This is a genomic window from Streptomyces sp. NPDC058371, from assembly GCF_042723265.1.
In the GTDB taxonomy this organism is placed as follows: Bacteria; Actinomycetota; Actinomycetes; order Streptomycetales; family Streptomycetaceae; genus Streptomyces.
Genome location: NZ_JBHXJC010000004.1, coordinates 509,956 through 524,022 on the forward strand (window position 1 = coordinate 509,956; position 14,067 = coordinate 524,022).

Consider the following 14,067-nt stretch of genomic DNA (forward strand, 5'->3'; position numbering starts at 1 on the left):
GGGGGGGGGGGGGGGGGGGGGGGGTGGGGGGGGTGGGGGGGGGGGGGGGGGGGGGGGGGGGTGGTTGGGGGGGGGGGGGGGGGGGCTCACCCCCCCCCCCCCCCCCCACCACGCCAACGGCGTTCAGGCGCCCGGGTGGAGTCCCAGCCAACCCGCCGTGTCGGCGCCCGTCACCTCGCCGAAGTACAGGGCGAAGGTCTGCTTCCAGCGCTCGACGTCGGCGCGGTCGGACATGAACCGGCGGAAGCCGTCGATGTTCGCGTTCGGGTACTCCCAGAGGGGCTTCAGTCCGGCGGGCGGCGTCGCATCGGTGCGTACCGACCAGCCGTTGACGGTCGCCTGCCGGGAGAGCTGCCAGTTCAGATAGAGCTTGCCGGCGGTGGGGTGCTTGGCCTGCTTGAAGATCGCGGCCCGTGTACCCCAGGACATGAAGGGGTGGTCGTCGGGCAGCACCCACGCCGTCGGGGACGTGGTGGAGGTGAGGGGGGTGCCGCCCGTGCCGATGGCGATCGTCCGCTGACCGGCGGCGACCGCGTCCGCCGGCAGCGTGCCGCGCTGGAACTGGACGTCCTGTGCGGCGAGCGCGGCCACCCAGTCCCAGCCGTACTTCTCCGCGTACAGCGTGAAGAGGTAGAGGGACGCGTCGTCGTCGTGCGGGTAGCGCGCCGCCAGCTTGCCCTTCCACTTCGGATCGATGAGTTCGAGCGGGGTCTTCGGGACGTCCGAGCCGGCCTGGGCGATGTTGTAGACGAAGCTGAAGGCGACCGTCTGGATGGCGACCCAGGCGCCGTTCGCGTCCTTGAAACCGTCGTGGACCTTCGAAAAACCGGCCGGCTTGTAGCGCAGCAGGCGCCCCAGATCGTCCCACCGCGGGAAGTCCTGCAACGTCTGCATCTGTACGACGTCCGGGACGAGCGTGTCGGTCGCGAACTGGTTGTCGATGCGCACGTCATGGAACTTGCTGTAGTCGACGATCAGCGTCAGGTCGATGTCGGGGAACCTGCCGCGGAACGCCTCCCTGGTGGACTCCTGCTGCGCCTGGGTGTCCCCGCCGGCGTAGATGACGAGCTTGCCGCCCTCGGCCAGCGCGGCTTGGTAGAGCTCGTCGAGCGTCCTGGTCTCCTCGGCACCGGTACCGGGCGCCGACGGGGTGGTCGAGTCCGCGGCTGTGGATGCCGCTGTGGCGGGTGCCGCGGTGGCACCGAGCGCCCCGAGACCGAAGGCGGTACCGGTGGCAAGTACATGTCGTCTGCTGAACAAGCGAGACACTCTGGGCACCTCTCTGACGGGAAGGTTCAGATCACACGGACCACGGCGCCATGGTCATCCCTGATTCTGATCCCGCCGAGAGCCACCGCGCGTCGCCCGTACGGAGCGGCCCACGTGCTGGAGATGGAACTCCCGTTCAACCGAACGGTGGAACGGGGCCGGCACCCAGGGCGCGGTCGGCCGCCCAACTGCCGTAATGGATCGGGGAATCCACCGGAGGGCGTGGACGAGCGGTGACGTGAGGGCGGCCGTGGGCGAAGGCCTCGACGGACCAGGCTCCTCGTCCGCCTCAATTCCGTGGCGGCACGGACGTCTTCGGTGTCGCCTCTTCGTCGAGATGATCGCCGCCGCGCGCGGGAGCGGGCGGCGTGATCCGCCGGGCGTGCGCTGCGAGGTCGTGACATGGCCGAACTGCGGCCCCTCGCGCCTGACCTGAGCGCATGAGCGCCCACCGCCCTCTCATCCAGCGGCGGGCGACACGTCCTCGGTGGTCAGCACCTGCCGTGACGCCCCGATCAGTCGGCCCCCGTCGTGGACCACCTCGGTGACCGGGGGACGGCTGAGGAAACGGGTCAGGCTGGCGGTCAGCCCGTAGGCACCGACATTGGGGACACTCAGCAGGTCGCCCTCGCGCGGCTGCGGCAGGGTCGCGCGGACCGACAGCCGGTCCAGGGGAGTGCACAGCGGGCCGACCACGTCGGCGGTGACCGGTTCGCGGTCGTCGCCGGCGGAGAGGTTCTCGAACCCCGCAGCGGGGCGCAGCACCCGGCCCAGTCCGCTCATGCCGCCCAAGACGTTGATGCCGGCGTCCAGCACGACGATCGTGCCCTCCGGGCGCTGTTTGACGTCGAGCACCGTGGTGAGCAGATGCCCGGCCGAGGCGACCAGCCGCCGGCCCGCCTCGAAGTACACCTGAGGGGCGGGCCCCGTGTCCCAGGTGGACAGGAGCTTGTCCAGTCCGGCCCGCAGTCCGGTCAGTTCCGCGCCCGAGCCGGCCGTCGCGTACGGCCAGGGGAAACCCCCGCCGAGGTCGACGACATCGAGCGGGGTGCGCGCCGCCCGGCTCACCAGTTCCACCGTGTCCTTGGCGCGGGCGAACGCCTCCAGCAGGGCGTCCGTGTCGGGCAGTTGGGAACCGAGATAGACGTGACAGCCGCGCAGCTCGACCCCGGCCGGCAAGTCGGCGCACGCGCGCAGCGCGTCCTCGACCGTGAAGCCGAACTGCCGGCCGTCCCCCATGGACAGGCCCGCCTTGCTGCCCAGGGGCGGCTGCAGCCGCAGCAGGACCTTCGCCCGCTGCCGCGCAGAGGCGGCCGCCAGGCCCAAGCGACGCAATTCGGCCGCCGATTCGCAGGAGAACGTGGTGACACCCTCGGTCAGCGCCTGCGTCAGTTCCGTGAGCGACTTCCCCGGACCCGTGTACAGGATGTCCTCAGGACGGTGCCCGGCCTCCAGGGCCGCGCCCAGCTCCCCGGCCGAGGAGACCTCTGCCCGGCACCCCGCCCGCCGCAGCTCGGCCACCACCAGCGGGTGGGGATTGGCCTTCAGCGAGTAGTACAGGCCCGCGAAGTCGGGTAGCGACGACCGCAAGTCCACTGACCTGCGCCGCAGTTCGGCCAGGTCGTAGGTGTACACGGGGGTGCCGAAGCGTTCAGCGGTGTCGCGGAGAACGCGGTCAATCACGTCGGGGCGTCCGTTCCTCTTCCGATGGCTCCCAACCGAGGACCGCCCCGGAACGAGCACGGCCCATTACGTCGCCGCCGGGTCAACTCTGCTGTCCTGGACGGTGCTTGCGGCAGCGTGGATCACGCCCATACTGTACTCCCGTTCGTATGTGCGAGATGGCTTGTTACGGATCACTATGTGAGCGGCTGGTGAGCCGCGTGACCCGTGGAGCGATCCAGGCAAGTCCTGGTGAAGAGGGGGGCTCTTGAGCGGTACAGACGCATGCGACCCGGCCGTTGCGGACCGATTGCGGGACACACTCGTCGACCACTTGCGGAACGTGCCGCCGGATGTCGAGTGGACCACGGTACGGCTGCCCGACATCGGCCTCGACTCGATGTCCGCGATCGAACTGGTCCTCACCATCGAAGACCGATTCGGCGTGCAGTTTCCCGACGAACTCCTGGTCAGAGAGACCTTCGAGTCACTGCACTCCCTGGAGTCGGCTGTCCGCTCCATGCTGGACAGCAGCACCGACACCGCTCGGTGATCGCGCGCAGATCACGCGGACCGCGCCTGCTCGCACGGCGCGAGCGCGTGTGATCCCAATGTCGAACCAACGGGGGATACACCACTGATGAGCTCTGACATACCCACCTTCCAGGAATTCGTCCGTCCCGTGCACATACCGGACACGCTGTCGGACCACGAGACGACGCCGCTGAGCCGGCTGGCCGCGGGGGACTACGCGGTCCTGGCCTGGCTGGACCAGATCGGTGACGGTCTGCCCGCCGACGTGGAGGCGGACCTGGTCGCCAGCTGGGACCGCCTGACGCTGCGCGACGTCTATCTGCTGGTCCACCCCACCGCAGAGGGGGCTCAGGCGTGATGACCGCCACCCAGCCCTTCCAGCTCTCCGCGGTGCAGCGGCTGCTCGAGGCCGAGATCGAACGGGGCATCGAGACGGGCGTGCAGCTCTCCGTCTCCCACCGAGGACAGGTCGTCGACCTCGCCGTCGGGGACAACGGGGACGGCCACCCGCTGACCCTGGACAGCATGGTCCCCTGGACGTGCTCCTCCAAGCCGGTCGGGGCCCTCGCCTTCGCCCAGGCCTGGGAGTCGGGCGCCGTGGACCTGGACACCCCGGTGTCCAAGGTGCTGCCCGAGTTCACCGGCGGCGGCAAGGAGCGGGTCCGTGTACGGGACCTGCTCACCCACACGCTGGGTGTCGCCGACCCGGTCATGTCCATCGACACCACGGGCACCGACCTCGGCGACTTCGCCTGGTCGGACATCGACGCGTTGATCTGGGCGGTCGTCTGCGACGCCGCGGTCGGCCCGGTGCCCGGCAGCACCATGGTCTACAACCCCGTGACCACGTGGTACCTGCTGGACCGCGTGCTCAACACGCTCGACGGCGGACAGTCCGGCGACAGCTACCGGCGGATGTTCCAACGCCTGGGTCTCAGCGCCACCCTGGGCCTGGACCCGGCCCTGCCCGCGGACCGGCGGGTCAAGGTGACCGCACCGCCCGGCGAGGAGGACGGCCTGCGCTACATGGAACTGGCCAGCGCGCTGCCCCTGCCCGGTGTCGGCGTGTGGGGCGACATGCGGGACCTGCGCGTGGTGGGCGAGGTGCTGCTGGCCAAGGGCCTGCATCAGGGCGCCCCGATCCTGCGCCCGTCGACGGTGGAGGCCCTGACGGCCACGCACTGGCCCGGATCCCCGGACCGCTCCATCTGCGACACCGACTTCCCCTACGGCCTCGGGATCATGACGCAGCCGGCCATCTTCGGGCGCCGCACCTCGGCCCGGACGTTCGGCCACGCCGGCGGCAACACCTCCACCCTGCTGGTGGACCCGCTGTTCGACCTGGTCGTGGCGGTGTACTGGAACGGCCGCCTCGACGACGTCAAGACCTTCGCCCGCCGCTACGCACTCGTACGGGCCCTCTACGACGATCTGGACCTGCCGCGCCTGCCCCGCGCGGGCCGGAGCGCCGCGCTCGCCGGCACGGAAACGGAGTGACGACGATGGGCAGTTCCCGTACCCGGGACATGGTCAACCGCCTGCCCGGACCCACCTTGCTGGGCCACCGCCGCTACATCAAGGGCCTGTTGGGCAAGCCCTACGACGCGCTGGTCGAACTCCACCGCGTCCACGGACCCGTCTGCAAGTTCGGCGTCGGCGGCCAGCAGTACGTGCTGATGTTCGGAGCCGAGGCCAACGAGCTGCTGCTGACGGACTCACCCCGCAACCCCAAGTTCCTCTCGCGTGACGTGCTGACCCTGCTGATTCCGGTGGTCGGCGCCAACGCGATGGTCGTCAGCGACGGGGAGGACCACCGCCGGCGCCGGGCCCTGGTCCGCCCCGCCTTCACGCGCAAGCGCATCGAGGGCTACGTGCCCGCGATGGTGGACGAGGTCCACCGCATGATCAGCGGGTGGCACGCCGGCGACGCCGTGGACGCCTTCGCGGACGTACGCTCCTGCATCCGCCGGATCGCGATCCACTCCCTCTTCGGCGACCGGCTCAAGGCCCACACCGACGACATCGGCCGCGAACTGCAGACCGCGCTGAACTACATCAACCGGTCGCCGTTCCTGCGCTTCGACTACGACCTGCCGGGCACCGCCTACCGCCGGGCCATGGCGGCCCGCGAGCGCGTCGACCGGTACGTACGGACCGAGATCGCCAAGCGGCGGGCCGAGCCCAATGACCAGGGCGACGTCCTGGACGCCCTGCTCGAGTCGTACTTCGAAGGCGACCACCTCGCCGACCTCGAGGTGCGCGACCAGGTCATCAGCCTCATCGCCTCCGGCTACGACTCCAGCAGCTCGGCGGCGGGATGGGCGGTGTACGCCCTGCTCAAGCATCCCGAAGTGCTGCACCGCATCCGGGAGGAGGTGGAGCAGGTCGCGGGCGAGGAGGTGCTGACGGCCGAACTGATCCGGGGCATGCGCTACACCGACTGGACGGTCTCGGAGATCCTGCGCCTGTACACACCCGGGGTGCTGACCGGCAGGACGGCGGTCGAGGACTTCGAGTTCGCCGGACACCTCATACCCGCCGGGGCGAAGGTGCTGTACTCGCAGTACGTCACTCATCGCATGCCCGAACTGTGGCCCGATCCACTGGAGTTCCGCCCCGAGCGGTGGGACGAGGAGGCTCCCGACCACCACAACCCCGTGCCCTACAGCTTCGTCCCCTTCGGCGGCGGCTACCGCAAATGCATCGGATACGCCTTCGCCGAGCTCGAACTGAAGGTGCTGATCGCCGAGTTGGCGCGGCGCATCGACTTCGAGCTGACCACCGACGTCGTGTCGCCCACGGGCGTCGCCACGATGTGGCCCGACGGAGGCGTACCCGTGGCGGTACGCGAGGTCAGGCCCCGGGCCGGGGTGCACGGATGACCGGGACCGAGCCGAGCGAAAGGAATCCCTCGTGCCGTCGTGGCCCATGTCGCTGAACTTCATCGTTCCCCCGCACTCCGTGCGGTTCGGCTTCGGTGGCACCCTGGAACCCCACGCCTACCTGGAACGGCTCGGGGCCTTCATGGGAGCCGCCGAACAGGTCGGGCTGACCGGAGCGTTCGTCTACGACTTCCCGGTGGCCCTGGACCCCTGGCTCGCCGCCTTCGACGTACTGGCGGGGTCGACGGCACTCGAACCGATCGTCGCCGTCCGCCCGCAGCAGGAGAGCGCCGAGTCGGTGGCACGCCGTGTCGCCGACCTCGGCTACCGCTTCCAGCGCCCGACGCACGTCAACCTCGTGGCGGGCGCCACCCGTTCCTCGCGCGCGGACGATCTGGGGGACAAGATCGCGGCACGTGCCGCGATGGCCCGTTTCGCCGAGCAGCTGCAGGCCGAGCTGACCCGGCGCAGCGACCCCGCGGTGGGCCGGTCGCTGCTCCTGACGCCGTCCTCCTCCACTCCCGGCCTGGTCCCGGCCGACTGCGTGCTGATGATGGCCAGGCCGCGCCCCCTGCTCGCGGAGAGTGTCGAGCGGGCCCGCAAGGAGCAGAAGGTGGAGCGGATCTCGATGCTGGTCGGCATCGTGGCGCGGGACACCGAGGAGGAGGCCTGGGAGGCCGCCGCCCGGCTGAGCGAGCCGGACCGGCGACAGCAGATCGCCGGGCGCCTGTTCATGTCCCAGGTCGTCTCCAGTGAGCACGCCGCCAGCTACGGCCTCGCCGAGGAACGGGAGCTGCACGACGAGCTCCTCTGGTACGGGGCGCCGGCGCGGGGAATCGACGCCCCGAAACTGGTCGGCTCCGTGGCACAGGTGGCGGCCTGGCTGGGGTCGACCAGGGAGCTGGGCGTCACCGACGTGATCATCGACCTGCCCAACGATGCTGCCGAGTACGCCTTCACGGGGCGGGTGCTGCAGGCATGCGCCTCGGCCACAGGGCCCTCTTCCACCGGACCGGAAGCCGTCACCCCGCCAGGAGAGTGACCAGACCGTGGGCAGACGCAACACGCCGGGACCACGCCGGACGACGGCATCCGCCGCTCCTGACCGGCGCCGTGTTCCCGTGGAGCAGAACGGTACGGGCCGGGGCCGCGAAGCGCTCGCGCACCAGCGCCGGTTGCTGGACGACGCCGCCCTGGCGGGGCGTGGTTTGGCGCCCGGAGCGCCCGCGGACGGCAAGGAGGCCGCGGTGGGCTGGTTGCGGCAGGAAGCTTTCGCTTGGTTGAGCGCCCTGCGCGCCGCCGCCGAGGCCGGCGCCCACCGCATGGTCACGGAGGTGGCCGAGGCGGTGCACTGGGCGTTCGACTGTTGGCCCGACGCCGACCTGTGGGACGAGGTGTTCACCCTCGGCCGGGAGGCCGCGCGTGCACTGGGGGACCCGCGCGGGGAGGCGGCCTTCCTCAACTATGCCGCCCGGCACCACCTCACCGTCCACGGGTCCGACGAGCGGGCCCGGATCTGCGCGGCGGAAGCACTTCTGTGCGCACAACGGGCCGGCGACGCGGAACAGACCGCCTGGGGGCGGCTGCACGTGGCCGTGGCCCTGTCCCGGACCGACACCGACCTGGCCGTCGCCCAGGCGGACAGCGCCTCGGCGGAGTTCGAGCGGCTGCACCACCTGGAGGGGACTCTGCGCGCGCTGGCGACCACCGCACGCGCGCTCAGTGGCGCCGGCCGTCACGACGAGGCCCGCCCGTACCTGCGGCGGCTCTGCGCACTGTGCTCGGGTCCCGTGGACGACCGCCTGCGCCCCCTGACCACCTCGACCCTCGCCTGGGCCTGCGTGCTGGACGGGGAAGCGCTGGCCTCCACCGGACAGTGGGAGGACGCCGAGCGCGTCTACCGACAGGCCCTCGCGGACCTGGAACCGACAGCGGCCTCGACGGCGGAAGTGCTGCTGTGCTTGGGACTCGCCGGTCTGCTGCGACGCCGCCCCGAGGGGGGCGCACCCCAGGGGGCGGCGCTGCTGCGCCGGGCGCTCAACGCCGCCAGGGAAGCCAACGACGTCCAGGGCATGACGCGGGTGCTGAGCGCCCTGGACGACTGGGCGGTTATCGCGCGTTGAAGTACTTCGCCTCGGGGTGGTGGATGACGATGGCGTCGGTGGACTGTTCGGGGTGGAGCTGGAATTCCTCGGAGAGGTGGACGCCGATGCGTTCGGGCTGGAGCAGGTCGGCGATCTTGGCGCGGTCCTCCAGGTCGGGGCAGGCGCCGTAGCCGAGTGAGAAGCGCGCGCCGCGGTACTTGAGCGCGAACATGTCTTCGACCTGTGAGGGGTCCTCGCCGGCGAAGCCGAGTTCGGAGCGGACCCGGGCGTGCCAGTACTCGGCGAGGGCTTCGGCGAGCTGGACGGACAGGCCGTGCAGTTCGAGGTAGTCGCGGTAGGCGTTGGCCTCGAAGAGTTTGGCGCTCTCCTCGCCGATCCGGGAGCCGACGGTGACGACCTGGAGGCCGACGACGTCCCGCTCGCCGGACTCCTCGGGGCGGAAGTAGTCGGCCAGGCACAGGTGACGGCCGCGGCGCTGGCGCGGGAAGGTGAAGCGGGTGCGTTCGCTGCCGTCGTCGTTGAGCAGGATCAGGTCGTCGCCCTTGGACACGCAGGGGAAGTAGCCGTAGACGACGGCTGCTTCCAGCAGGTTGTCGGTCTGCAACTTGTCCAGCAGGCCGCGCAGCCTGGGCCGGCCCTCGCTCTCGACGAGTTCCTCATACGTCGCACCGTCTCCGGCGCGGGCCTGCTTGAGGCCCCACTGGCCCTTGAACAGGGCGCCCTCGTCCAGCCAGGACGCGTACTCCTTGAGCTGGATGCCCTTGATGACGCGGGTGCCCCAGAACGGCGGGGTGGGCACCGGGTTGTCGACGGCGACGTCGGAGCGGAGCGGGCCCTCCTTGGGGCGTTCCTCGACGGCCGGCTGCGGGGTGGCCCGCACCCGGCGCTGCTTCAGCTCCGGCAGGACCGCCCCGGGCACCCCGCGCTTGACACCGATCAGGGCGTCCATCAGGCGCAGCCCCTCGAAGGCGTCCCGGGCGTAGCGGACTTCACCGTCGTAGATCTCGTGCAGGTCCTGCTCGACGTAGGCCCGGGTCAGGGCCGCGCCGCCGAGGATCACCGGGTAGTCGGCGGCCAGCTCACGCTGGTTGAGCTCCTCCAGGTTCTCCTTCATGATCACCGTGGACTTGACCAGCAGACCGGACATGCCGATCACGTCCGCGCGATGCTCCTGAGCGGCATCCAAAATCGCGGACACGGGCTGCTTGATGCCGAGGTTGACCACGTTGTAGCCGTTGTTGGACAGGATGATGTCGACGAGGTTCTTACCGATGTCGTGGACGTCGCCGCGCACGGTGGCCAGCACGATGGTGCCCTTGCCGTCGTCGTCGGTCTTCTCCATGTGCGGTTCCAGATGGGCCACCGCCCTCTTCATGACCTCGGCGGACTGCAGCACGAACGGCAGCTGCATCTGCCCGGAACCGAACAGCTCACCGACCACCTTCATCCCGTCCAGCAGCGTCGCGTTGACGATGTCCAGCGCCGCACGCTCCTGCAGGGCCGCATCCAGGTCGGCCTCCAGGCCGTTCTTCTCACCGTCGATGATGCGCCGCTTGAGCCGCTCGTCCAGCGGCAGCGCGGCCAGCTCCTGCGCCTTGCCCGCCTTCAACGACTTGGTGGTGGCACCCTCGAACAGTGCCATCAGCTTCTGCAGCGGGTCATACCCCTCGGCCCGGCGGTCGTAGATCAGATCGAGGGCCGTGCTCACCTGCTCCTCATCGAAACGGGCAAGAGGCAGGATCTTGGAGGCGTGCACGATCGCCGAGTCCAGGCCCGCCTTGACACACTCGTCGAGGAACACGGAGTTCAACACGACACGGGCGGCCGGGTTGAGACCGAAGGAAATGTTGGACAGGCCCAGCGTGGTCTGCACATCCGGGTGACGCCGCTTGAGTTCACGGATCGCCCCGATGGTGGCGATGCCGTCACCCCGGGACTCCTCCTGACCCGTGCAGATCGTGAACGTCAGGGTGTCGATGAGGATGTCCGACTCGTGGATGCCCCAGTTCCCGGTCAGGTCCTCGATCAGCCGCTCGGCGATCGCCACCTTGTGCTCGACCGTGCGGGCCTGGCCCTCCTCATCGATGGTCAACGCGATCAGCGCCGCCCCGTGCTCCCGGGCCAGCCCGGTCACCTTCGCAAACCGAGACTCCGGCCCGTCACCGTCCTCATAGTTCACCGAGTTGATGACCGCCCGACCACCGAGCTTCTCCAACCCGGCCCGCAACACCGGCACTTCAGTGGAATCCAGCACGATCGGCAACGTCGAAGCCGTCGCGAAACGCCCCGCCAGCTCCTCCATGTCCGCGACACCGTCACGACCCACGTAATCGACACACAGATCCAGCATGTGCGCGCCCTCACGGATCTGATCGCGAGCCATCTCCACACAATCGTCCCAGCGGGCCTCCAGCATCGCCTCACGGAACTTCTTCGACCCGTTCGCGTTCGTCCGCTCACCGATCGCCAAATACGCCGTGTCCTGACGAAACGGCACCGACTGATAAAGCGAAGCCGCACCCGGTTCCGGACGCGGATCGCGCGGCGCAGGCACCATCCCCCGCACCCGCTCGACCACTTGGCGCAGGTGCTCGGGCGTCGTACCGCAGCAGCCGCCCACCAGCGAGAGGCCGTACTCGCGGACGAAGTTCTCCTGCGCGTCGGCCAGCTCGGGCGCCGTCAGTGGATAGTGAGCGCCGTTCTTGCCGAGCACCGGCAGCCCCGCGTTCGGCATGCAGGACAGCGGAATACGCGAGTGGCGGGCCAGATAGCGCAGGTGCTCGCCCATCTCGGCCGGGCCGGTCGCACAGTTCAGGCCGATCATGTCGATGCCCAGTGGCTCCAGCGCCGTGAGCGCCGCACCGATCTCCGAGCCCAGCAGCATCGTGCCGGTCGTCTCCACCGTCACGGAGCAGATCAGTGGCACGGTGAACCCCAGCCGGTCCATCGCCCGCCGCGCGCCCAGCACCGCGGACCGCGCCTGCAGCAGGTCCTGCGACGTCTCCACCAACAGAGCGTCCGCGCCGCCTTCCAGCAGCCCCTCGGCACTCGCCTGGTACGCGTCGCGCAACACCTCGTACTCCACGTGCCCCAGGGTCGGCAGCTTGGTGCCGGGCCCCATCGAGCCGAGCACCCAGCGCTGCGACCCGCTGGACAGCCACGATCGGTCCGCGGCCGCCCGGGCCAGCTCCCCGCTGGCCCGTGACAGTTCGAAGACCCGGTCGGCGATCTCGTACTCCGCCAGTGCCGAGTAGTTGCCCCCGAACGTGTTGGTCTTGATGCAGTCGACGCCCGCGTCCAGGTACGCCACGTGCACGGAGTCGACAAGGTCCGGACGGGTGACGCTGAGGACCTCGTTGCAGCCCTCCAGGCCCTCGAAGTCCTCCAGCGACGGCTCGAGGGACTGCAGCATCGTGCCCGTCGCACCGTCCGCCACCACCACGCGCGAAGCGAGGGCTTCGCGGAGGGCGTCCGCCCGAGCGCGGCGGGAGGAGGGGGAGACGCCGGTGAGGTCAGGACTCAAGGACATGGGACGCTCCTGAGATTGCGACGGCTGTCGGCTAGGCGGCTGCCGGAGGACCGGCACACCGTTTCTCACGATACCCGGCCTCGCCGTCCGCAAGCGGCGCAGGTACGACTGTGGTGCCGGCTCCGGACGAATAAGTCCGATGTATTCGGTGATCGAAGGCGTGCCGGATCCGCGGGACGCTCGCCGGTGAGATCCCCCGCGGCCTTGGCCGGCCACCGCTTCGACCGGTGCGTTCCGCCCTCGGGAGTCTCCTCACGAGTGCGGACCACGACTTCTTCGACCTGGGCGTCGGTGATGATCCGCGCCACCCCGGGCCTGGGCCGTCCGAGGGCCCCGCCGGCCGGTCACGCAGGAACCGGGCCCGTAGGGCCGGCCCCTGCGCGGTCGTCCGGCGCCCGACCCGGTCGTCCAACGCCTGCCGCTCGGCCTCAGCCGGCACCAGCGGCTCCAGCTCGCTGTCAGCTCACTGGCCGCCGGTGCGCAGCACCCGGAACCCGATGTAGGGCAGCGTGCTCAGCTCGTCGGCGGTGAAGGCCGTCGTGTTCTCGAAGCTCTCGGGGTTGCGCACCGTGTAGGAGCCGCCCTTGATGACGCGCGAGCCCAGCCGGGCGCCCGACGGGGCGGTGAGTTCGTCCGCGCACCACTCGAAGACGTTGCCGGTCATGTCCCGCAGGCCGAAGGCGTTGGCCCCTGTGGTGCCGACGGGGCGGGGCGCATCGGCCTGCGGGGCGTAGACCGCGCGGTCGAAGGTGTCGCCGAGCGACCAGCGCGACCGCTGCGGGCCGGCTGCCGCGTACTGCCACTCGGCGGCCGTCGGGACGCGGCAGTGCGTCCGGGTCCGGGCGCCGAGCCAGGTGCAGTAGGCGACGGCACCGCGCCAGGTCACGCCCGTCACGGGCAGGTCGTCGAGCTCCTGGTCCAGGACGACCGCGCCGGCGAGGCCGGTGCGCAAGCCGGTGCCGTGCTGCCGCGCGAAGGAGTGCAGGGACGGCCGGGGGACGTCGAGGAGCTGCTGATCGACCAGGTAGGACCAGTACTGGCCGACGGTGACCGGCAGGACGGAGAGGCCGAAGCCCGCGGTCTCCTGGCCGGTGGGCAGCTCGCCCGCCGGGACCCGGACGAAGTCGGGAAGGGTGCCGACCCCCGTGGCCTGCACGAGAGGAGTGTTGTGGGCGGTCATCCCTGACGCACCACCCGGAAGCCGTAGACCTCGCACCGGGTGTCCTCGTGCGCCGCGGTGCGGGTCGTGGCGGTGAGGGTGTGCGCCGGGTCGACGAACGAGCCGCCGCGGACCACCCGGAAGGCTCCGCGGGCCGAGCCCACGGGATTGCGCTGGAACTCGGCGTCGTAGGCGCCGAAACGGTCGTGGCACCATTCCCGGACATTGCCGAGCATCTGGTGCAGTCCAGCGGCGTCCGGTGGCAGGCTCGCCACCGGCACGGGGGCGGGGGATCCCGGCAGGAAGCCGCCGGCCAGTGTCTCGCCGGCGCGCAGCGCCCGGCAGGCCGGGCCCGCATCGGCCGAATTGTGGGCGTCGGGGGCGAGTTGGGGGTCCTCGGGTCGCCCCTCTTGGCAGGCCGCCTCCCACTCGGCCTCGGTGGGCAGCCGGTAGCCGCCGCCGGCGAGGTCGGCGGTGCGCTGCTCCAAGTCGTACGCCAGGGGGAAGCCTTCACTGCGCGAGAGCCAGTTGCAGTAGGCGGCCGCACCCCAGTAGCTGATCTGGATCATGGGGAAGTTGCCGCAGCCCGGGCGGAGTTCGAAGGCGCCTGCGCGGTGCACGATGAACGCGGGGTCGATGCAGTCGATGAGGGTGTGGTCCAGCGGTTCGGCGGCCTCGTCCTGCAGGAACTGAACGAAGTCCGCAGCGCTCACACAGCGGTCGGCGAGCCGGAAGGCGTCGATCTCCACCTCGTGCGGCGGCTCCGCGTGATGGTCCGGATCCGATGAGCCAATGGTGAGGCGGCGGCCGGCGAACTTCACCATGGTGAAGGTTCGCTGTGCGACACTCTGCACTCCATCCCCCTAAGTGCCCTGATCCTTATGCCGGTTGATGGCTCCCGGCTCCTTCATCGTGTCAGCCGGGCGC

General features: G+C 70.4%; 11 protein-coding genes. 6 read left to right on the plus strand and 5 right to left on the minus strand.

Annotation, left to right across the window (positions count from 1 at the left end):
- Positions 1–123: 123 nt before the first annotated feature.
- Positions 124–1,269, minus strand: a complete 1,146-nt coding sequence (locus ACFWM2_RS17055) for an ABC transporter substrate-binding protein (protein ID WP_383279595.1) — start codon at positions 1,267–1,269, stop codon at positions 124–126.
- 459 nt (positions 1,270–1,728) lie between these two features.
- The gene (locus tag ACFWM2_RS17060; protein WP_383279598.1) at positions 1,729–2,952 is read right to left on the minus strand and encodes a type III PLP-dependent enzyme; all 1,224 of its coding nucleotides are present in this window, start codon (positions 2,950–2,952) and stop codon (positions 1,729–1,731) included.
- Between the two features lie 247 nt (positions 2,953–3,199).
- Between ACFWM2_RS17060 and ACFWM2_RS17065 the strand changes: the two genes are divergently transcribed.
- The 6 genes from ACFWM2_RS17065 to ACFWM2_RS17090 all read left to right on the plus strand — a co-directional run bounded on the left by ACFWM2_RS17065 (position 3,200) and on the right by ACFWM2_RS17090 (position 8,470).
- Positions 3,200–3,484: a phosphopantetheine-binding protein gene (locus tag ACFWM2_RS17065; RefSeq protein WP_383279601.1), complete on the plus strand. Its 285-nt coding sequence runs from the start codon at positions 3,200–3,202 to the stop codon at positions 3,482–3,484.
- 87 nt (positions 3,485–3,571) lie between these two features.
- Positions 3,572–3,823, plus strand: a complete 252-nt coding sequence (locus tag ACFWM2_RS17070; protein ID WP_383279604.1) for a hypothetical protein — start codon at positions 3,572–3,574, stop codon at positions 3,821–3,823.
- Positions 3,823–4,962, plus strand: a complete 1,140-nt coding sequence (locus tag ACFWM2_RS17075; RefSeq protein ID WP_383279607.1) for a serine hydrolase domain-containing protein — start codon at positions 3,823–3,825, stop codon at positions 4,960–4,962. Before ACFWM2_RS17070 ends, ACFWM2_RS17075 begins: the two co-directional genes overlap by 1 nt.
- Positions 4,963–4,967: 5 nt before the next feature.
- Entirely contained in the window at positions 4,968–6,347 is a 1,380-nt protein-coding gene (locus tag ACFWM2_RS17080) for a cytochrome P450 (RefSeq protein ID WP_383279610.1), read from the plus strand.
- 31 nt (positions 6,348–6,378) lie between these two features.
- Positions 6,379–7,389: a hypothetical protein gene (locus ACFWM2_RS17085; RefSeq protein WP_383279613.1), complete on the plus strand. Its 1,011-nt coding sequence runs from the start codon at positions 6,379–6,381 to the stop codon at positions 7,387–7,389.
- A gap of 79 nt (positions 7,390–7,468) precedes the next feature.
- Positions 7,469–8,470: a hypothetical protein gene (locus ACFWM2_RS17090; RefSeq protein ID WP_383279616.1), complete on the plus strand. Its 1,002-nt coding sequence runs from the start codon at positions 7,469–7,471 to the stop codon at positions 8,468–8,470.
- On the opposite strand, the gene metH is transcribed toward ACFWM2_RS17090, so the two are convergent.
- The 3 genes from metH to ACFWM2_RS17105 form a co-directional block, all read right to left on the minus strand.
- Positions 8,457–11,981, minus strand: a complete 3,525-nt coding sequence (metH, locus tag ACFWM2_RS17095; protein WP_383279619.1) for a methionine synthase — start codon at positions 11,979–11,981, stop codon at positions 8,457–8,459. The genes ACFWM2_RS17090 and metH overlap by 14 nt on opposite strands.
- 463 nt (positions 11,982–12,444) lie before the next feature.
- Positions 12,445–13,161, minus strand: coding sequence for a formylglycine-generating enzyme family protein (locus ACFWM2_RS17100; protein WP_383279622.1), 717 nt, complete (start codon positions 13,159–13,161; stop codon positions 12,445–12,447).
- Positions 13,158–13,994 carry a formylglycine-generating enzyme family protein gene (locus tag ACFWM2_RS17105; protein WP_383279625.1) on the minus strand — a complete coding sequence of 279 codons (837 nt, stop codon included), beginning with the start codon at positions 13,992–13,994 and terminating at the stop codon, positions 13,158–13,160. Before ACFWM2_RS17105 ends, ACFWM2_RS17100 begins: the two co-directional genes overlap by 4 nt.
- Positions 13,995–14,067: the final 73 nt, after the last annotated feature.

Bases quoted from the DNA above. Each gene is read 5' to 3' on its own strand.
- ACFWM2_RS17070 (WP_383279604.1), top strand. From the start codon at position 3,572: ATGAGCTCTGACATACCCACCTTCCAGGAATTCGTCCGTCCCGTGCAC.
- ACFWM2_RS17075 (WP_383279607.1), top strand. From the start codon at position 3,823: ATGACCGCCACCCAGCCCTTCCAGCTCTCCGCGGTGCAGCGGCTGCTC.
- ACFWM2_RS17100 (WP_383279622.1), bottom strand. From the start codon at position 13,161: ATGACCGCCCACAACACTCCTCTCGTGCAGGCCACGGGGGTCGGCACC.
- metH (WP_383279619.1), bottom strand. From the start codon at position 11,981: ATGTCCTTGAGTCCTGACCTCACCGGCGTCTCCCCCTCCTCCCGCCGC.
- ACFWM2_RS17080 (WP_383279610.1), top strand. From the start codon at position 4,968: ATGGGCAGTTCCCGTACCCGGGACATGGTCAACCGCCTGCCCGGACCC.